The organism is Fibrobacter sp. (assembly GCF_017551775.1).
GTDB lineage: Bacteria > Fibrobacterota > Fibrobacteria > Fibrobacterales > Fibrobacteraceae > Fibrobacter.
Genome location: NZ_JAFZKX010000018.1, coordinates 1 through 19,990 on the forward strand (window position 1 = coordinate 1; position 19,990 = coordinate 19,990).

Below are 19,990 nucleotides of genomic sequence, written 5' to 3' on the forward strand. Positions count from 1 at the left end.
AAAGACGGCGTCATAAACCAGAGCTGGATGGATTCGGTGCAGACGGTGGTGGACATGTGCATGCGCGCGGGCCTTGTCACGATCCTGAATATCCACTGGGACGGCGGCTGGCTTGAAGGAAACCTCAGCGACGACAAGAAAGACGAGGTGAACGCCAAGCAGAAGGCGTACTGGACCCAGATTGCGACGCACTTCAAGAACTACAATGAGCGCTTGCTTTTCGCGAGCGCGAACGAGCCTGCTACTACCGACGATAACTACAAGCACGAAACCGAAATTCTGATGACGTATCACCAGACGTTCGTTGACGCGGTGCGTGCCACGGGCGGCAATAACGAAAGCCGTACGCTGATTATTCAAGGGCCTTCAACCAGCGTGGACCGCAGCTGCGAAGTCATGCCGGTGGATAAGCTTCCGAAAGATAAGATTGAAAACCGCTTGATGGTGGAGGTGCATTACTACGATCCCTACACTTACACGCTCATGAACGAGCCTGCCGATTGGGGCGCCATTGTGCAACCGCAGTATTACTGGGGCACGGGCGACAATCTCGCGACTGGTGACGATGTGGTGTACAACTGCGGATACAACGCTTGGGCGAATGCCATGGGTGACCCCTGCACCGGCGACCGTATGGATGACCAGTTTGGCAAAATGAAGACGACTTTTGTGGACAAGGGCGTGCCGGTGATTATCGGTGAATTCGGTGCCAACGACCGCGTAGGCGTCTTGACGGGCGACAAGTATGCAAAACACCGCAAGGGGCGTCTTGAGTATTATGACTACCTGATGAATTCTGCAAAGAAGAATAAGGTGGTGCCCATTGCTTGGGATACGGGTCACGAAGGTGAAAACAACATGACCATTATCCGCAGGCAATCAGAACCCGATGGATCCATTTTCGATATGGAAGTGCTGAACCTGATGCGCAAGGCTTACGGGCTTGGCGATTACGTGAACAAGGGAATCACCCACGTGGAAGATTTTGTGGAGGGAACGACCGGCATAATCGAAGCGGAAACGTTCCGTCGGGGCATGGCAAAATGGAATGCTCCCAATCTCCGCCGCGATGGTTTGAGACTCCTTGCCGACGGGACCATCAAACTGTTCGATATTAACGGCAACCTGCTCCGCAGTGGTTCCTCGGAAATATCGCTACAGGGCCTGCGCCAGGGAATCTACATCGCCAAAAGCGGGAATAGCCTGCTGAAGGTAAATTTGCGATAAAGTTTAAGCCCCTCGGATTCGAGGGGCTTAAAAGTTTTATCTAGAACAATTGCCCGGGCAACTTGAGCTTTTCTTTAGGTGGGAAATCCGCATCGAATCGCTCGAATGCTTCGGGGTTCTGTTCTGCGACAAAGTACCCCTCAGGATCGTGGTATGAACCGGTAATTCCGCCCAAGAAACCATCGTCCAGTTCCTTGCACAAGAAGTAGGTGGCTTCCGGATCGTCGGCGTAACGGATTCCCTTGGTGAGTGCGGGCACAAAACCGCTCTTGCCGTAGAAATCGATGTTGCCCACGATCAGGAGGCAGCCGGCTCCCATCTTTTTCGCGAGTTCCATGGAATGGTCCAGGAGGATTTTCCCGTAGCCTTTCCGCTTGAAATCGGGGCGAATGCTGATGGGCCCGAAGGTCATCATCCTGATTTTGCGACCGTCATCGGCGTCGATGTGCGACCATGCGTACATCACGTGCCCGACGATTTCACCTTCGACTTCCAGGATGAGCGAAAGTTCCGGGACGAAGTCGGGATTGTTCCTGTAGCAGTGAAGCACGTAATGCTCAGTGCAGCCGGGACGGTAGACGTTCCAGAATGCTTCGCGAGTGAGATTTTCGATTGCCCTAAAATCGCACGGCTGTTCCGTGCGGATAGTGTAATTTTTCATTGTTTATCTCCATTTTGATTTTTACGGTTTGGCAAAAATCACCTTGGAAGACAGCCTAGGAAAAGTCTCCCAAGGCCTTAAACAATGAACCAAGATTTACTAGATAACATCCAGTCTCCGTTGAAAGTACATTGTAAATATACATTAATTTCGCCGAAAAGGGATGGTGCTTTGTTGAACCTTGCGTTTGTTTATCTAGACTGGACTTTCACGATCTTCGGCGAGAGCCCCTTTGCTTCGGCTCGAATGATATAGGAGGCTTTCGGGAATCTTGCGGGTACGGCAAAACCGTCGATGGACCCGAGATTGTTTCCGTTCATGTCGAACAACGTGAATTTCGTGTAATCGCGATAGACTTGTTGTGCCTTCGCTAGTACCACTGTAGAATCTTGCGGATTGTCTTCGCCATCCTTGGGCTTACGCACGGTGAGTGCCTTCGCCATAAATTCGATGATGTAGGTGCCGTCGCTCTCGGGCTTTAGAACCTTGCCGTCCTGCTCTACGACTGCCTTTTCGTCGACGGACTTGGTGTCGATTTTTACTCGGAGCGGAACGCTTTCGGGCATGTGCTCGTTCGGAATATCCCACTTGATGGTGTAGCCATTCTCGGTTTCCGTCTTTTCGGCCTTGTCAACGATAAAGTGTGCGCGGTGATAGGCCCCGATGGTCCCGAAGGGCGCTACCCACAGGTCGTTTTCGAGCGCATGCTGGAAAAGCTTCTTGATGTCGCTGGGGTTGGTGGCGTAGTCGTCGCCGGTATCGTCGGTTACGCCATGGTTCAGTACGACGAGCCATGAGCCGCCCTTTACGGAAACATCCCACGGGTTTGCGTTGCTGAAGTCCCCGATGAATGCAGCCGTGTCGAGTGACGAGAGCATTTCGGTTACGGTTGCGCCGGAGCGTGTCCAAATCTTGGCCTGGATGCTCATCCATTTCGCCTCGACATCCCATTCGTTTCGCCCGTGCCAGCCGCAGTCGCGGTTGATGAAGTGCCGCGTGTTTATGACGGCGCTGACCTGGTCGTTGTTTTCGCAGAAGGGCGTGGCGAGCGATGTGACGCGGACCTTTGCGCCGTTTTCTGCCATGACGCTTTCGATTTTGTCGGCGAAGGTGACGATCTCTTTTTCCAGTTCGCTATTGCTGCTGATGCCGCTTAAGTGGGCGTGCGTATCGGTATGGTTCCCGATTTCATGTCCCGATTTTGCCAGGGCCGCAAAACCTGCCGCATTTTTCTGGAGGCCGTTTCCCATGTTCGTGAGGAAAAACGTCACGTGGACATCGGACATTTCATCCAGTATGGGCTTCAAGTTCTGCACCTGATTTTCGAGTGCATCGTCAAACGTGAAACTGACGGCACCGACGTGTCCGTTCCAGGGAACTGTTTCGATAGGCGCTGCTGCGCAGATTCCTGCAAGGCCCATTGCTAAACTCCATGCCGTAATGGCCGTTTTTGCAGAAAAGACGGTTTTTCTTGTTTTCATGTTCGATACCCTAAACAACCATACGAAAAGATAGTCAAATCATCCTCACTCCACAAAAAAGACCCTCGCTTGCGCGAGGGTGGGAAGCCTCCATTGTCTCCCCTCTGACTTGACGGGGGCTTTCTTGTTCCTTCAGATCAGCGCGGTACCATTCGCCGTAGGCGTCCGCTTGCTTGATCGGGTAGTCAGTCCATGGGTACGGCAATCCCCTTCAAGGAATCCGATGGTTCAACGCTGGAACTGGATCCGTCGCCTGTGCTTGACGATGATGGAGTTTCGGTATCGTCGTTGGAAGCTTCTGCGTTGACAATCTTGTTGCAGATGTCGGTCGCCGAACCCGAGAAATCGCTTACGACCATGCTGAAGGTAATGGTGGTGTCGCCTTCTTTTGTGGTGCACTTCGGCGGATCGGTCCAGGTGCATTTGGTGAGCGTTTCCATCCGGTGATCTCCGCAGAACAATTCCAGATTTCCGTTTTCGTCGCATCCTTCCCACCAGTCGGGAATCGTCCCGCATGTGGCCTTGAATCGTGTGAATATACCGCTGCACAGTTTTCCGGCGTTTTCCAGCTTCAAGTGGGTGACGACCAATTTATTTGAGTTTATCTGGATTTCGGAAGAATAAGTTATCCCGTTTGCGGAACAATTTGCCGAGGCGCCATCTTCCTCTTCAAAGATTTTTAGTTCTCCGCCATCAACTGGGATGCTTGATGTCGCCGCCGTTGTGAATTCGATTTGCTTGGCGGTTGCGTTTGGAATGGTTGTCGATCCGGCTGTGGATGGGCTATCCGAGGAACATGCGGAAAGTGCGCAAAGAGCGAATGCCCCCGTGAGATGGATTTTTTGTTTGAGGTTAAGCATGGGACTCTCCTTCGATTTTGTTTGTAAATGGAAAAAGTTGGAAGTTCAGGCCGTAGACCTGGTTTAAGTTTTCGCCTTCGTTCGCGATGGCCGCGATCCTTTTGGCGCAGGCATCGATTTCAGCCACGATGCGCGCGTAGTTGGCTTCGTTCACGCCGATGGTCATTCCGGTGAAATAGCGTTCGTTCGCGTTGTAGCGGTCTACGGCGCGCACGGCCATGTTGCCCATTTCCTTGTGCATGGCGCGAATGGCGATAGGGAGCGCTTCTGCAGATCCGATAACGGCTTTCTCGGTTTGCGAATAATTTTTTTCGCCGTCCTTCTTTAAAAATCCGGCTTTCACCAAAAAGGCGAGGATGTCGCGGACTTCTTCGGCAGAAACGTACTCTTTGCATTCGTCGGCGAGTTTGCGGGGCTGGGCGCCGGGCATCATCGGGGCGAGTTCGCGAATGACGGGATACTTCCACGATTCGTAGTATTGGAATGCATCGCTGTCAATCACGCGCGCTTTGTGCTCGATGGCGATTTTCTCCAGCTTGAGAAGTATCGCCTTCCTGTCGGCATCCCTGGTTGCCTTGGCGAACATGACGAGGAGCAAAAAGTATTCTTCTTCGTATCCGCTCAGGCCCATCGCCTTGGATACCTGCGGTGTCTTGACTTTGCTCAGGCCGCTCTTCCCTTCGCATACCAGCTTGATGTATGTGGGGGAGGTGAACCCGGCAAGTTTCGAGAATTCCCTCCACGAGAATGCGCCCGTACGTTTGCGTTCATCGTAGAAGTCTTGCATGTATTTGCGGTAATCTTTGTATTCGGTAATCGGCTTCATGTCTATAATATACCTTTAAAAATCTTCGGAGGCAATGCTTTGAATGATACGAAATATCAGTTTTTGAAGAAAAAACAACAAAAAATCAAATAAATTTTCAATATTTTTATCGGAATGATACGTTGCGTATCATTTGACTTTTTTTTCGTCTCCACTGTCCCAAAATATCTATATTGGCATGACAGAGACACCATTCACAAAAGGATACAATATGGCAAACAAGTACGCTGGTACCCAAACCGAAAAGAACCTCCAGGCCGCATTCGCAGGCGAATCCCAGGCCCGCAACAAGTACACCTACTTTGCAAGCGCCGCAAAGAAGGAAGGCTTTGAACAGATTGCGGAACTCTTCCTCAAGACCGCCGACAACGAGAAGGAACACGCCAAGATGTGGTTCAAGGAACTCGAAGGTATCGGTGACACCGCTGCCAACCTGAGTGCCGCCGCCGATGGTGAAAACTACGAATGGACCGACATGTACGAAGACTTCGCGAAGACTGCCGAGGCCGAAGGCTTCACTGTCCTTGCCAAGAAGTTCCGCATGGTTGCCGCTATCGAAAAGCGCCACGAAGAACGCTACCGCGCCCTCCTCAAGAACGTGGAAACTGCCGCCGTGTTCGAGAAGAGCGAAGTCAAGGTGTGGGAATGCCGCAACTGTGGCCACATCGTCGTGGGTACCAAGGCCCCGGCCGCATGCCCGGTATGTGCCCATCCGCAGTCCTTCTTCGAAGTAACTGCTGAAAACTACTAAAATTATTTACGGCTTTTTTTAGCAAATTTCGCCCGTTTGCCCCGATTGGGGCGGACGGGTTTCTTTTTTTGAAAAATTTTTGTAACAAATTCGAAATAAATTATATATTTTGTTTGTGGTCGCTGGAATTGGCGATTTTTTGGGTAATTTAGGGGAATGAGGGCAAAGTGGGTGCTAAAATACGAACACTTGTATGTTCCATAGTTTTTGCTATGGGATTTTTTGCGGCTTTTGCCGTGGATGCTTCCGCAAATATTCTTATTGAGGGGGATTCGGTCTCTATAGCGTCTTCCATTGGCGATACCGTTTCCATCGCAGCTCGTAAGCGGCTCAATTACGGAGAAAACTTCATCAAGTGGGAACTCGTTTCCGGGCAGGGGAAGATTGTCAATGCCACTGCCGATTCGACTGGGTTTATCCCGTTTACAGATTCTGCCACCATAAGGATGGTAACCCAGACTCTCCCCATTTATAAATTGACTGAAGAGCTGACGAAATACGATTTTTATGAGCAGAGTGTTCATGTTCCCTATCCGACAGCTGGTATAGGCAGTTACGGACTGCGATTGTATATTGACGCTAAAGAGGAGGTGCAGTACGCGCACACTTACAGTATCGATCAAAATGTTTTAATCTTAAACTTCGGAGAGGATTCGACTTTCACAAAAACTTCTGCCAAAGGGAGAGTGTGTTATAATCGCAGGTGCTTCTACTCTACTGAACCGAATAAGAAAAACTATATCCTAATCTATGTTACGACTTATCCCAATGTCTATATGAAGGATTCCATATTCCTTCAGCTGTTCAAGACATACGGCATAAGCGCTTCGCATACGGGAAACGGAATGGTTGCCGTTGATTCCTCGGGTAGGGCTTGGGCGATTGATTCTGCTGGCATAACGCGGACTTTTACCAAGGTCATTGAAAGCGATTCCATTAAAATATACGCCGTTCCGGATTCGGATAACGTCTTTGATCATTGGGAAAAGGTTTCGGGTTCCTGCGATATCGAGAATCCCAAGAAAGATACGACCCGGGTAATGCACGTTCTCAGTGACTGTAAAGTGAAGGCGACTTTCCGGCCGGGTGAAATCTATTCCATTACAGCTACTCCGACCCGATACAACTTTGTCGAAAATACCTATGCGAAGAAGGTCTCGCACGGGCATACTGGCGTCAGGTTCGTTTTTGTCGCTCCGAGTACAGGGACTTTTAACATTGTCGTGTCAAACGACGCTCTACAGGATTCCCTCTATTACCTCCAGTATAAAAAGACCAGTTATGATACCTTGACTGCTTCGCGGAGGTTCGTCGGTACCTATAGTAAAACATTGAACCTCACTGCCGGGGATTCTGTGTGTATCGTCGTTTATAAGTATAAAAGGAACGACAACCCCTTCTATATCAGTTACGCAACGCAGTCGTACAACCTCGCGCTCGGTTCCGCCGGGAACGGGCAAGCCCTTCCGGATACGGGGTATGCGACGGCCTACGCTGGTTCCAAGTATTCGATTGGTGCCAAGGCGGATTCGGGATATCGTTTTTCTAACTGGCAGGTAGTGCTTGGAGCGCCTTCGGTGGATGATTTTGAAGCGCCTTACACGTTTGTGAGTCTCAACGGCAATGCTGAATTGAAGGCCGTGTTCAAGCAGAGCCAGATTTACACACTTAGCGGAACGAAAAAGACCTTCAACTTCCAGGACAATTATTACAATGAATCTACCAAGTCGGCAATCCGTTTCACCTGGACTCCGCCCGACACCAACGCCTATGTCGTCCGGTTTGAACCTGTCGATTCGCTATGTGCGTTTTTCCGGGATTACGGGAACGATGACACTTTCGAGAATGGTTCCACAGAAAGCAAGGTAAAAGGGGCTACCGCTATCCTTGTTAAGGGAACGCCGGGCGAGCCGCTTTATTGGACGCTTCGAGACAGTTCCGTCATTATTCCGAACAAGTCTTTTGCGGCGTGGATTTCGACGCCCTATAAGTTGAACGTAGAAAGCTCCAAGGGCGGTCTTATTAGCCCGTCTGGTGATGTATCTGTCAGTCCGGGGAGCAAGACTGTAGTCAATGCTTGGCCGCACGGAGGTTACGTTTTCAAGAACTGGGCTTCAATCATGGGCAATCTCGAAATCGACAAGCCGGACGAGAGCAGGACTACCATCCTCCAAGAAGATTCCGTATGTTCAGTCAGGGCGGTATTTGCCGTAGATACGGCGGCGCGGCCTTCGGTGCAGATATCGAAACTCGACCTGAACAATTACCCTCAAATTTGTGCGCAGGTTTCCGTTACGGATCTCCAGAATGGGCATGCCTTCAACGGATTGACTTCTCGCGATTTTATTTTGACGGAAGATGGCCAAAAGATTAATGCGCAGGTTACGAGCATTCAAAAGGTTACCGGTATATCCGTCGCTCTCGTTGTAGACCAGAGTACTTCAATGCGAACCAACGATCGTATGACCAAGGCTCTCGAGGCCATGCGCGATTTTGTAGGTAGAATGGGCCCCTATGACAGGACGGCTATTGTCGGTTTTGTTGGCAGCGTCAAGGTAAAGGATCCCAATGCTTCCGCTGATTCGAAGGATTCCATCATGGTTGATTCTGTCATAGTCCACCAGACCATGACTACCAATAAACCGCTGCTGCTAAATGCTATAGATAGCATTAAGGCTATCGGCTCGACGAATATCATCACGGGGGCGTATGTCGGAGTAAAGCAAATCGTTGATGAAATTAACCCGACAGCGGTCATCATCTTTTCGGATGGAGCCAATGGCTCTGGTGGGATAAATATAAACACCGCGATTGATTATGCAAATCAGAACAATACCAACATCTATTCTATCGCACTCGAGTCAACAGTAAAATACCCGCTGCAGGAACTTGCCAGGAATACGGGGGGAACGTTCTCCATGGCTAGCGATGCTAGCGAACTGGCGGGCCTCTACTCCGTCATCCGCGACAACATCCTCTCGCAGTATCTCGTTTGCTACCAGACTCCCGATACGGTTCAGAACGGGGAAACGCATGACGTCGTAATAGGCATGACGTTCAACAATATTACTGCTAGGGATACCGTTCAGTGGAACGAGACGACGCTTCCGCCATCTATTTCGCTTACAGAAGATACTTGGAACCTGGTCAAAAATCCTCAAACGGCGAATAGCTCGCTGACGATTGGCGTTTACATAAAGTCGATGCTTGATATTGCGTCGGCGCAAGTGTACTTGCGTGAGGTGAATGCCATGGGCGGACAGTTTACGAGTTACAATATGCAGCATGTTCGCGACAGCCTTTGGGAATTCAGCGTTCCTGCAAGTCTCGTTGTGGCTCCCGGTTTGGATTTTTATGTCACCGCGACAGATACGGCCGGACAGACGGGAAAGACTCCGAGAATTCCAACCCCGTCCATGGAACCGTATACCATCTTTATCGATAATGACATGCCTGTTGTAGATGTCGTCTCTGTAGCATGCGAGGATTCTGCATCGGATTTGAAGACGTTCTCTTTCCGGATTACCGACAGCGACGGAATCGATGACGTGACTCTGTATTACAAGGACTACAATGATATTCTCTTCAGGACTTTGCCTCTCAATTATTCTGCGGAAAAAGACACCTGGAATGGAACTTTGCATGCCAATACGCAGGACTTTACCGTAATACACTACTACCTTCGTGCGAGGGATGCGATGGGCGCGACTGTCCGTTACGTTAGCAACGGGTATTCTGTCACGGGAGCCTGCGAAGTGAAGTCTTTCGTAACGGATTCTATTCCAGATGGTTCTCAGGAATTCAACCATCGCGATTCTATCGTGTATTCCCTCATTGCCGATCTGGCCGAAATGTACGATTCGGATTTGGATGGCAAGGCCGATTTCGTCAGAATCCATTTCAAGAACGAAAGCGACAACAAAGTTCTGAGCATTGACTCCATCTTCTGGAACTCCAATCGCGGTGAATGGCGGTTCGCGGAAGGATGGAATATCCAGAAAAGCAGAAGCGATGCGAAATGGACCGAGGCTTATATAAATGAACCCTTCCAGTACGGCTTGACCAAGGCGGATTCGGTAAGGAAACCCTTCCTGAGTTTTACGACCACCGGTTCCAACACTCTGGAGAATGTTGCGTTGAAGGATAAGGTGGGAGCAGTTCCCATGAGGGCGGTTAAGCGCCAAGGAAAGCTCAATCTTGAAAAGTACATGGATCCCCATTCGGATATTCCTCCCGATACGCTAGTTATCCAGATGTCCGAACCAATCTTGAGTACCGGAGGCGAAAATGCGTGGGAAGGCCTGTTCCGTTATTCGACGTCGTGCGAGGACACGGTCACAAATGCGTTGATTACGAGCGTTCCTCCGACTGTCGAAGAAAATGGTTTGCGGTGGACATTCCTGCTGGATGACTTTTCCATCAAGACGGGCTTCTGCCTGCGTACCAGCCCGGAGGCCGACTTCGCGGATATGGCGGGGAATACGCCAGGTCGAGGCGGTGTCGAGATTCGGGGCATGGACGGGGTTGTTTACATTACGGGAATAAAACCGTTGCAGCCGGTCAGTGGGATAGGGGAAAGCCCGGCATGGATTCCTCCGGGAGGTTTCGGATGGGAACAACTTCCGGATACCCTTTCTGCCATCAGCGTAAAAGCGATGGCCCCCTATACGGCGGATATTTACATCTTCGACGGGATATCGATATTCGTGAACCACATGGAACAGAAATTCGGTTATGATGGCGAGATGGACAATCCGCTGCGTGACAATGAAGATGGATCCAATTTGGGATTCCTTTACTGGGACCAACTCTCCAATAAGGGACGCAAGGCCGGTACGGGAGTCTATATCTGGAAAATCATCTTTACGTTCGAAGATGGCCATAAGGAGACGGTCACCATCAAGACGGGAATCAAGCGGTAGGTTGTTCTCAAGAAATTGAAAATGGTTGTTTTCTGCTAGAAAACAACCATTTTTGTATTGAAAAAAACATATTGAGCTTGAAACTCTTACAAATTTGCTATTATCCGGTTGAATTTGTGCAAAAAAGAAGGAATTGCAAAAATGAAGAATTTTGTCGAATTTAAGCCTTTTTATTCTCATGAGACGGATGTCTACAACCTCAAAGATTTTACTCCTGCTATTGTAGACAAGGCATATTTGGATAATCTCGGTGTCAAAGTCGCTCCCTCCGAAAGTACCCTCGAGGGCCTTATGCGCGGTTCCAAGGTGTTTATGGAACGCGTCAAGAACAGGACGGTCATACCCGTATCGAAGCTCTATCTCGAAGAAATCGACCCCGAAAAGGTCCAGACGGAAATCCACAACTACACGGGCCGCTGCCCGACGCTCACCTTCGAAATCAATCCCATCAAGGGTTGCAATGTCGGCTGCCAGTACTGTCTGGTGACCGACGGCGTGCATGAACAGAAGTTAGTCGCTTACGAGAACTACCACCTGTACGTACGCAAACTGCTCGAAGACATGAACGGCGACCCCTGGGGCCCGGTGACCGAAGAGGATATCCACAAGAAGAACGTCCTTTTGCAGGATCTCGCGACCGCCATCGAGGAGGCTCCGGAGCGCAAGCAGGAAATCGAGGCGAAGATCGTGGAACTGAGCCGCGGCAAGAACTGGAATCATTATTACTACTTCTCGCCCAAGACGGAAGCGTTCCAGGAACCGACGGTGCAGACCGGCATCGCGCACAGGATTCTGAAGGAATTCATCGAACACTTCAAGAAGCATCCCGATTCCAATGCGAGGCTTTTTATCGCATCGAAATCCGGCCCTAAGCACCTGCTGTACGAATACGAAGGCGAAACCATCCTCGACCTTTTCGAACAGCTCAAGGGAAAGATGCAGTTCAACACCAGCGTTTCCATTATGCCCACCGAGTTCAGGAACCTGCTGGAACCTTTTGCGGCTCCCATTGACGAACGCCTGCAATCTGTGAAGCTGTGCCGTGAACGCGGGATTCAGGCAAACTCGGCGCTTATCCAGCCCATCGTGATGCCGTACCTCACCGACGAACATATCAAGGAATTTTTCGACAAGCTGCACGATGCGGGCATCATCAACTACAAGCCGGAATTCCTGACCGCCTGCATGGAGAACCTGGCCATGCTCGGGCAATGGCTCGGGCACTTCGACAAGGATTTGGAACGAGAACTCTACGAAGTCTACCTGAAGCCCAGCAATGCCGACCACCGCAAGCAGCGCGGCCGCACGGCTCCCGAAAGGGAACTCTGCATCGCCGCCATCAAGCGGATGATGGATTACACGCAGACGCTCGGCATGTCGACCAGCATCTGCTATTGGGTCCGCAAACAGTTGCAGATTCCGAATACCCTCATTCCCATCATCAACCAGAATGGATTCCAGTGCCTTGGATACCAGTCCAAGCTGTTCCAGAAATAACTGAAGGCTCATGATGACAAAGACGAACTTTTGGGAAGTCTGTAAAGGATTGTACGGCGACCAGGAAAGCTATTACCACAGGTGGTATCACGAAAAGCCGATGGTCATTACTCCGGAACGCAATGAGGAACTGCGCGAGATGCACCGCGTGCTCTACAAGTGCGTTGAATACATGGCGGCAAACTATGCCGAATTTACGGACAAGTATATGCCGCTTTCCGAAAAGGAAATGGAAATCCTCGAATACCAGAGCAAGTACCCTTTTCTGGCGGGAACGTTCCGCCCAGATTACCTCGTTACCGACGACGGCCAACTCAAGCTCTGTGAGATTACGAGCCGGTTTTTCGGGCACGGGATATTCATGTCGTATTTCGCCGAGGCCGCAGCCAACAAGTTCATGGAAAAACATCCCGGCTGCCACAGGGAATCGCTTTACGAGCAGATGATGCAGAGTGCATTGGAAATTGTCGGCGACAAGGACGAAATTTTTGTGCTCAAGAGTTCTGACAAGACTTCCGAAATCAAGTTGTACAAGCCTTTCTACGAACACTTCGGAAAAAAGGTCACCATCTTGGAAGCCGATGAGGTCGAAGCCCGCATTGACGATTGGAACGGAAAATTCGTCATCAGCGCATTGAACCAGATGGACATCCTGAGTTATTCCATGGACACCATCAAGGCCATGATTGATTCCCAAATGTACAACGATTTCCGCACGGTATTCGTGATACACGACAAACGGTTCATGCAGCTCTGGTACACGCCCGAATTTACGCAGAAGTTCTTGTCGGAAAAGGAGGCGGAATTCCTGAGGGCGCATGCCATCGAGACCTACATTTGCAATGACAAGGCTTCGGCTGGCATTCTAGAAAAAGCGTATGCGAACAAGGACGCCTACATCCTCAAACATTTCCGCTTGGGCAAGAGCGAAAAGGTCTATGCGGGTCCGCTGACAAGCGAAAGCGATTGGAAGGCGCTCTTTGACGGGGGAGCCGTTAAGGACATGATCATCCAGCCGTTCCTGCACCAGAAAACATACCGCACCGTATGGGAAGGGACTCCTTTTGATGATTACGTTTGCGGCATGATGCTTTGCATCGATGACAAGTATTTCGACTCGGGGCTTTTCCGTACGTCCAGTTGCCCGGTGACGAACGTGGTCGACGACAGGAAGGCTTTCCCCATAGTGACGGAAAACGAAAGCATCATTTCTTGCGGGGATGTCCTTTGATTATCGCCGGAAACCAGCCTTATTTTTTTCCGTATATCGGATTCTGGCAGCTCGTCAGTGCTGCCGACCTGTTCCTGATTGGGGACAACTACAACTTCATCAAACGTGGATGGATTCAAAGAAACAGGATTCTTATCAACGGCAAGCCGTTTTTCTTTGGACTGGAAGTGAAGCACATTACGTCTTTCAGGAAAATAAACGAGACTGAATTTGTCGATTTCGATGTCGCCCAAAAACTGAATACCGTTTATCGCGCCTACCGCAAGGCACCGCAGTTCGATGCGGGTTATAACCTCGTGAAGACGATTTTGGACAATCCGGAACGCAATGTCGCGGAGTTCCTTTTCCAGTCGATAAAGGATGTTTGCCGGTTCCTCGGGATAAACACGAAATTCATGAGAAGTTCCGAAATACCGGGCAACGACAACTACAAGCGGGAATACCGCATTTACGATTTCTGTCACCGGCTCGGGGGAGATACTTATCTCAACGCCGTAGGCGGGCAGGATCTGTATCATTTTGATGACTTTGAAAAACACGGAGTTACGCTGAAATTCATTCATCCCAATATCCGGCCCTACAAGCAGTTCTATAACGAATTCGTTCCGGGGCTTTCCATTTTGGACGTCATCATGTTCAATTCGGTGAATACCATAAAGAACATGCTTGAAGACTGCAGTTTTATTGAGAAGCAGAAATAGGAGAAAATAAGTATGAAAGGGGAATCTTTTCAAAACCATTCTTTACGCTTGTTGATTGCAACATCCGCTTTCGTCGCCCTAGTATTAGGAGCGTGTGGCGACGATGATCCCAGTATCCTTTTGCCTGGAGATTCCAATTCCGTAGATGAAATTTCAAGTAGCATTGAACCGTATTCATCGGTGGAAGAAAGCTCCAGCAGCGCTAAGAGTTCTAGTTCCGTAATCACCGCTTGGGATTACATGAATCCAGGATTGTCTTATGGCGAACTTGTGGACTCTCGCGATAATAAGGTCTACAAGACCATAGAGTTTGACGGAAAGGTATGGATGGCGGAAAACCTGAACTACGATGTGGGCGATACGCTCCATACCTGGTGTGCCCGCGAAAATTGCGATTTGTATGGACGTCTGTACACGTATGCTGTGGCGATGGATTCTGCTAAATCCGGCTGTGGCTTTATGACGGTTTGCTCGGTACCTAAAAACTTCCAGGGAATTTGCCCTGAAGGGTGGCATGTTCTTGAATATGAGGAGATAGACGGCCCCGTCTTCTATCAAAAAAATCTTTTCGGCGCAGGCGCCCCGAAATGGGAGGATTCCCTTAATACGAATGTTTATGGGCTTACTTTTTTGCCAGCGGGCTTTATGCGCTATAGTATGGCCGGTACATCGAATCTGGAAACCTGGAATGCATATTTTTGGACAACCATGGAGTTGTCGGATTCTTTGGCACGCGCCTATATGCGGAATTCGAAAGTGTCAGATGCTATATATGCGCCGACCAAGGCTTCGGGACTTTCTGTCCGTTGCATAAAGAACTACGAGCGACATGAGACACTTGTTGATCCGTCGACTGTGAAGAAGGGGGAATTTACGGATGCCCGTGACGAGCAGACATATAAGACGGTGACTATCGGAAGGCAGACGTGGATGGCGGAAAATCTCAATTACGCCGATAGCGTAAAGACGCCTGTTCTTGAAGGACGCGTGAAATCGGCATACTTGGATGATCCGGATTCGAATAAATTTTATGGGCGACTTTACACTTGGGCTGCGGCTATGGATTCCGGGGCTTTCGACTATTCCTTCTTGACGAAACATGTTAGTCAGAAAAATATTCGCGGGATTTGCCCTGAAGGGTGGCACTTGCCGAACCGCGTCGAATTCGCCAAACTGCTGGATGCTGTTGGTGGCGGGTACAAGAACGCGCATGCGCTGAAGTCTAGCGTTGGCTGGGACAAAGATCCCGGTGACGACGAATACGGTTTTGCGCTAGTGGGCGCAGGGCGTGTTGATACAACAGATAATGACATTTACGCCACATACGGGGGCTCGGCATTCTTGTGGACTGCAGAACCTTATTATGATATCATTCCTTCTTTCATAGAAAAGCGTGCTCACGTCTACACTCTGGACGAACGCCATGTGGTATATTCCGAATATATGGCCGATACGGCCGTGTTCAAGTCGGGCTTTAACTCTATCCGCTGTCTAAAAGACGAAATTGCGGATAAGTAAGTGAAATTGCCTTTCAGTTTTTCCTAAATTTATGGGGCTAACAATTCCATAATGAGGATAAACACAAAATGGCAAGAGCTTTGATTATCGGTTGTGGCGCTGTCGCCACGGTTGCTATCAAGAAATGCTGCACGGCAAGCGAAGTGTTCAGTGAAATCTGCATCGCTAGCCGTCACCGCGAAAACTGCGAAAAGCTGGCACAGGAACTGCGCCCGAATACTAAGACGGTCATTACGACTGCCGCGGTGGATGCCGACAAGGCTGAAAATGTCGTGAAACTCATCAAGGAATACAAGCCCGACCTCGTGATGAACATCGCGCTCCCGTACCAGGACCTCGCCATCATGGACGCCTGCCTTGAATGTGGCGTGAACTACATGGACACGGCGAACTACGAGCCCGAAAACATCGACGATCCGGAATGGCGCAAGGTCTACGACAAGCGCTGCAAGGAACAGGGCTTCAGCGCCTACTTCGACTACAGCTGGCAGTGGGCTTATAAAGAAAAGTTTGAAAAGGCCGGCCTCACGGCACTGTTGGGTTCCGGCTTCGACCCGGGTGTTTCTCAGGCCTACTGCGCCTACGCTTTGAAGCACCAGTTCGACACCATCGAGGAAATCGACATTCTCGACTGCAATGGTGGCGATCACGGCTACAAGTTTGCGACGAACTTCAACCCCGAAATCAACCTCCGCGAAGTCTCCGCCCCGGGCAGCTACTGGGACACCGACGAGAACGGCAAGGGCCACTGGGTTGAAATCCCCGCCATGAGCATCAAGCGCGTGTACAACTTCGACCAGGTCGGCCAGAAGGACATGTACTTGCTGCACCACGAAGAAATTGAATCTCTCGCCCAGAACATCCCGGGCGTGAAGCGCATCCGCTTCTTCATGACGTTCGGCCAGAGCTATCTGGACCACATGCGTTGCCTCGAAGACGTGGGCATGCTCTCCACCCAGCCCATCAAGTTCCAGGGCCAGGACATCGTGCCTATCCAGTTCTTGAAGGCTCTCCTTCCGGACCCGGCAAGCCTCGGCCCCCGCACGGTGGGCAAGACCAACATCGGTTGTATCTTCAAGGGCAAGAAGGACGGCAAGGACAAGACGTACTACCTGTACAACGTCTGCGACCACCAGGAATGCTACAAGGAACTCGGCAGCCAGGCTATCGCCTACACGACTGGCGTTCCGGCCATGTGCGGCGCCATGATGGTGCTCACCGGCAAGTGGAACAAGCCGGGCGTGCATACTGTCGAAGAGTTCGACCCCGATCCGTTCATGGAAGCCCTCACCAAGTACGGCCTCCCGTGGCAGGAAAACTTTAACCCGGTGCTTGTGGATTAAAAATCATGGAGTGGTCATTGGTTGTTGGTCATTGGTCGTTAGTTGTAATTATCGCGCCATAGGCGCCTGGTTATAAACAATTGACTAATGACTAGTGACTAGTGACCAAAACTTGAAACCTGATTCTTGAGATCAAATAATGAAAAAATGGCGCATTGACGATTCCCGTGACTTGTACAATGTCAAGGGCTGGGGCGTGAACTACTTCGACATCAACGAGAAGGGCCATGCGACGGTGCATCCGCTCAAGGAAGGCGGACCGGACATCGACCTTTACGAGTTGGTGCAGGAACTTTCGCTCCGCGATGTTTCTACCCCGATGCTGTTGCGTTTCCCGGATATCCTGGACACCCGCATCGAGAAGATCAACGAGTGCTTCAACAAGTCCCGCAAGGAATACGGTTTTCACGGGAGCTACTACAGCATCTTCCCGATCAAGGTGAACCAGCAACGCGCCGTTTTGGAAGAAATCGTCAGTCACGGCAAAAAGTACAACATCGGTCTCGAGGCCGGTTCCAAGCCGGAGCTGCATGCGGTGCTCGCGAACATGGACAACCCGGATTCGCTGATCATCTGCAACGGCTACAAGGACGAAGACTTCATTGAACTTGCCCTCCTCGCGCAGAAGATGGGCAAGAAGATTTTCATCGTCGTCGAGAAGATGAACGAGCTCCACCTGGTGGTGAAACTTTCTCGTCGTATCGGCGTGCGCCCGAACATCGGCATCCGCATCAAGCTTGCGAGCTCCGGTAGCGGCAAGTGGGAAGAATCCGGCGGATACCACAGCAAGTTCGGCCTCAACAGTTCCGAACTGCTCGAAGCGCTTGACTACATCAAGGAAGAGAAGATGGAAGACTGCATGAAGCTCATCCACTTCCACTTGGGTAGCCAGATTACGAACATTCGCCACATCAAGAGCGGCCTTCGCGAAGTTTCGCAGTTCTACGTGCAAATTAAGAAGATGGGCATGGCCCTCGAATTCGTGGACGTGGGCGGCGGCCTCGGCGTCGATTACGACGGCACCCGCAGTTCCAACGCGAGCTCGGTGAACTACTCCATCCAGGAATATGCGAACGACGTGGTGTACGCCATGTATGAAGCCTGCGAAAACGGTGGAGTCGAACATCCGAACATCATTGCGGAATCGGGCCGTGCACTTGCGGCGCACCATTCCATCTTGGTGTTCAACGTGCTGGAAACAGCCGGCCAGGCGTTCTTCGACGAAAACATCCATGAGATCGAAGACGACGCTCCCGATGCGTTGAAGGATCTTTACGGCATTTACAAGGGACTTACCCCGAAGAACCTGCTCGAAAGCTGGCACGATGCCATCCAGCTGAACGACGACGTGCTCAACGGTTTCAAGGTGGGCGATTACGACTTGCCGACCCGCGCCATGTGCGAACGCCTGTTCTGGAGTATCGTGCGCAAGGTGGACCTGCTCGCGAAGGATTTGCGCCATCCGCCTTACGAACTGAGCGAACTCCCGCGTCTTTTGGCCCAGAAGTACTTCTGCAACTTCAGTTTGTTCCAGAGCCTGCCCGACAGTTGGGGCGTGGACCAGGTTTTCCCGCTCATGCCTATCCAGCGTTTGAACGAAGAACCGACTGTAGAAACCACCCTGCAGGATGTCACTTGCGACTCCGACGGTAAAATCGACATGTTCGTCCGTGGTGGCGACGTGAGCCGCACGCTCCCGTTGCATGAACTCAAGAACGGCGAACCGTACTACATCGCGGTCTACCTCGTGGGTGCCTACCAGGAAATCCTCGGTGACTTGCACAACCTCTTCGGTGATACCAACGCCGTTCACATCGTCTGTAACGAGAAGGGCGGTTACGAAATCGACAAGATTATCGATGGCGAATCCGTGGAAGACGTGCTCGACTACGTGAACTTCAGCGACAAGGCTCTCGTGCGCACCATGGAAAACTGGGTGTCTCGCTCCGTGAAGGAAGGAAAGATTTCCTTGCAGGAAGGCAAGGAATTCCTGAACATCTACCGCGGCGGCTTGTACGGGTACACGTATTTGGAATAGTTTCGAACAGTGCCCTGGGCTTGCCGAGGGCATAGTGAAGTTCTTATGATTCATGACATTTTGCCTCACGTGCTGAATAACGAATTCAAGGTTTGTGACCCCAAGCCTACGGATTTTGTTATCCGCTACGACGGTGCGAAGACTCTTTTGAAGAAGGTCGCAACTTCCGGCCAGGAAGGCGCTTCGGCCGTTGGTTACGCTATTCCCCGCGTGGGCGAACTCCTCGCGCTTGAAGGCAAGACGCTTGCCGATTTCGAAGGCCACTACCTTTTCAGCATCGACGATACGGCGTTTTTCCTGGACGATAGCATCGAGGCGAAACCGGCCGATACTGTCGCGACGCCTGAAGGTTACGAATTTATGGGCAACCGCACTTTCCGCACCATGAATCCCGTGGAACGCATGGGCGGCGCTACTGCGGTCCATATCGCTCATTGGGAATCGCTGAACAGGTTCTGTGGCAAATGCGGGAACGTGATTATCCGCGGTGATCATGAACGTTCTATAGTTTGTCCAAAATGCGGGAATGTCGTGTACCCGCGCATCTCGCCGGTGGTCATCGTTGCGGTCCGTAACGGCGACAAACTTTTGATGGCCCATAACATCGACAATCCGAACCCGCGCCTCTTCTTGATTTCGGGCTTTGTGGAAGTGGGTGAAAGCCTTGAACAGGCCGTTCACCGCGAAGTGATGGAAGAGGCGGGCCTCCGCGTGAAAAATATCCGCTATTTCGGTTCGCAGCCGTGGCCGTTCAGCGACTCGCTTATCGCGGGCTTTACCGCCGAACTCGACGGCGACGACACCATCCGCATGCAGCAGGAAGAACTTTCCGAGGCCATGTGGGTCAAACGCGAAGACATTCCCGAGTACGAAACCGACGTGAGCATCAGCTGCTGCCTCATCGAGAACTTCCGCCGCGGCTTTACGCTCTAGG

Annotated in this window: 15 protein-coding genes; 10 read left to right on the forward strand and 5 right to left on the reverse strand. The window is 50.9% G+C overall.

The genetic code is table 11. The features are described from left to right. A partial coding sequence (locus IK012_RS02075) for a glycoside hydrolase family 5 protein (protein ID WP_290949792.1) occupies positions 1-1,227 on the forward strand: 1,227 nt, incomplete at its 5' end. 40 nt (positions 1,228-1,267) lie between these two features. On the opposite strand, the gene IK012_RS02080 is transcribed toward IK012_RS02075, so the two are convergent. The 4 genes from IK012_RS02080 to IK012_RS02095 all read right to left on the reverse strand — a co-directional run bounded on the left by IK012_RS02080 (position 1,268) and on the right by IK012_RS02095 (position 5,055). Then, the gene (locus IK012_RS02080; RefSeq protein ID WP_290949794.1) at positions 1,268-1,888 is read right to left on the reverse strand and encodes a GNAT family N-acetyltransferase; all 621 of its coding nucleotides are present in this window, start codon (positions 1,886-1,888) and stop codon (positions 1,268-1,270) included. A gap of 191 nt (positions 1,889-2,079) precedes the next feature. Continuing rightward, on the reverse strand, positions 2,080-3,369 hold the full coding sequence (locus IK012_RS02085; protein ID WP_290949796.1) for a polysaccharide deacetylase family protein: 1,290 nt from the start codon (positions 3,367-3,369) through the stop codon (positions 2,080-2,082). A gap of 185 nt (positions 3,370-3,554) precedes the next feature. After that, positions 3,555-4,229 carry a hypothetical protein gene (locus IK012_RS02090; protein WP_290949797.1) on the reverse strand — a complete coding sequence of 225 codons (675 nt, stop codon included), beginning with the start codon at positions 4,227-4,229 and terminating at the stop codon, positions 3,555-3,557. Then, positions 4,222-5,055, reverse strand: a complete 834-nt coding sequence (locus IK012_RS02095) for a TIGR02147 family protein (RefSeq protein WP_290949798.1) — start codon at positions 5,053-5,055, stop codon at positions 4,222-4,224. Before IK012_RS02095 ends, IK012_RS02090 begins: the two co-directional genes overlap by 8 nt. 211 nt (positions 5,056-5,266) lie before the next feature. Between IK012_RS02095 and rbr the strand changes: the two genes are divergently transcribed. Beyond that, positions 5,267-5,806, forward strand: a complete 540-nt coding sequence (gene rbr / locus IK012_RS02100) for a rubrerythrin (protein ID WP_290949800.1) — start codon at positions 5,267-5,269, stop codon at positions 5,804-5,806. Positions 5,807-5,808: 2 nt separating this feature from the next. On the opposite strand, the gene IK012_RS02105 is transcribed toward rbr, so the two are convergent. Then, positions 5,809-6,330, reverse strand: coding sequence for a hypothetical protein (locus tag IK012_RS02105; protein ID WP_290949801.1), 522 nt, complete (start codon positions 6,328-6,330; stop codon positions 5,809-5,811). Positions 6,331-6,582: 252 nt separating this feature from the next. Between IK012_RS02105 and IK012_RS02110 the strand changes: the two genes are divergently transcribed. The 8 genes from IK012_RS02110 to nudC all read left to right on the forward strand — a co-directional run bounded on the left by IK012_RS02110 (position 6,583) and on the right by nudC (position 19,989). Next, positions 6,583-10,728 (forward strand): VWA domain-containing protein, encoded by a 4,146-nt coding sequence (locus IK012_RS02110; RefSeq protein ID WP_290949802.1) that lies wholly within the window; start codon positions 6,583-6,585, stop codon positions 10,726-10,728. Between the two features lie 141 nt (positions 10,729-10,869). Then, positions 10,870-12,225 carry a radical SAM protein gene (locus IK012_RS02115; RefSeq protein ID WP_290949803.1) on the forward strand — a complete coding sequence of 452 codons (1,356 nt, stop codon included), beginning with the start codon at positions 10,870-10,872 and terminating at the stop codon, positions 12,223-12,225. A 10-nt stretch (positions 12,226-12,235) separates the two neighbouring features. Continuing rightward, on the forward strand, positions 12,236-13,456 hold the full coding sequence (locus IK012_RS02120) for a hypothetical protein (protein ID WP_290949805.1): 1,221 nt from the start codon (positions 12,236-12,238) through the stop codon (positions 13,454-13,456). Beyond that, positions 13,453-14,157 (forward strand): WbqC family protein, encoded by a 705-nt coding sequence (locus tag IK012_RS02125; RefSeq protein ID WP_290949807.1) that lies wholly within the window; start codon positions 13,453-13,455, stop codon positions 14,155-14,157. The genes IK012_RS02120 and IK012_RS02125 overlap by 4 nt, the downstream gene beginning before the upstream one ends. Before the next feature lie 48 nt (positions 14,158-14,205). Then, on the forward strand, positions 14,206-15,675 hold the full coding sequence (locus tag IK012_RS02130) for an FISUMP domain-containing protein (protein WP_290949809.1): 1,470 nt from the start codon (positions 14,206-14,208) through the stop codon (positions 15,673-15,675). 68 nt (positions 15,676-15,743) lie between these two features. Continuing rightward, positions 15,744-17,018: a saccharopine dehydrogenase family protein gene (locus IK012_RS02135; protein WP_290949811.1), complete on the forward strand. Its 1,275-nt coding sequence runs from the start codon at positions 15,744-15,746 to the stop codon at positions 17,016-17,018. A 139-nt stretch (positions 17,019-17,157) separates the two neighbouring features. Beyond that, on the forward strand, positions 17,158-19,056 hold the full coding sequence (speA, locus tag IK012_RS02140) for a biosynthetic arginine decarboxylase (protein WP_290949813.1): 1,899 nt from the start codon (positions 17,158-17,160) through the stop codon (positions 19,054-19,056). A 45-nt stretch (positions 19,057-19,101) separates the two neighbouring features. Next, positions 19,102-19,989, forward strand: coding sequence for an NAD(+) diphosphatase (gene nudC / locus IK012_RS02145; RefSeq protein WP_290949815.1), 888 nt, complete (start codon positions 19,102-19,104; stop codon positions 19,987-19,989). Position 19,990: the final 1 nt, after the last annotated feature.

Bases quoted from the DNA above. Each gene is read 5' to 3' on its own strand.
- IK012_RS02095 (WP_290949798.1), bottom strand. From the start codon at position 5,055: ATGAAGCCGATTACCGAATACAAAGATTACCGCAAATACATGCAAGAC.
- IK012_RS02090 (WP_290949797.1), bottom strand. From the start codon at position 4,229: ATGCTTAACCTCAAACAAAAAATCCATCTCACGGGGGCATTCGCTCTT.
- IK012_RS02105 (WP_290949801.1), bottom strand. From the start codon at position 6,330: ATGAACACTCTGCTCATAAAAATCGTATTTCGTCAGCTCTTCAGTCAA.
- IK012_RS02110 (WP_290949802.1), top strand. From the start codon at position 6,583: ATGAAGGATTCCATATTCCTTCAGCTGTTCAAGACATACGGCATAAGC.
- IK012_RS02120 (WP_290949805.1), top strand. From the start codon at position 12,236: ATGATGACAAAGACGAACTTTTGGGAAGTCTGTAAAGGATTGTACGGC.
- IK012_RS02085 (WP_290949796.1), bottom strand. From the start codon at position 3,369: ATGAAAACAAGAAAAACCGTCTTTTCTGCAAAAACGGCCATTACGGCA.
- IK012_RS02115 (WP_290949803.1), top strand. From the start codon at position 10,870: ATGAAGAATTTTGTCGAATTTAAGCCTTTTTATTCTCATGAGACGGAT.
- IK012_RS02080 (WP_290949794.1), bottom strand. From the start codon at position 1,888: ATGAAAAATTACACTATCCGCACGGAACAGCCGTGCGATTTTAGGGCA.
- speA (WP_290949813.1), top strand. From the start codon at position 17,158: ATGAAAAAATGGCGCATTGACGATTCCCGTGACTTGTACAATGTCAAG.
- nudC (WP_290949815.1), top strand. From the start codon at position 19,102: ATGATTCATGACATTTTGCCTCACGTGCTGAATAACGAATTCAAGGTT.
- rbr (WP_290949800.1), top strand. From the start codon at position 5,267: ATGGCAAACAAGTACGCTGGTACCCAAACCGAAAAGAACCTCCAGGCC.
- IK012_RS02135 (WP_290949811.1), top strand. From the start codon at position 15,744: ATGGCAAGAGCTTTGATTATCGGTTGTGGCGCTGTCGCCACGGTTGCT.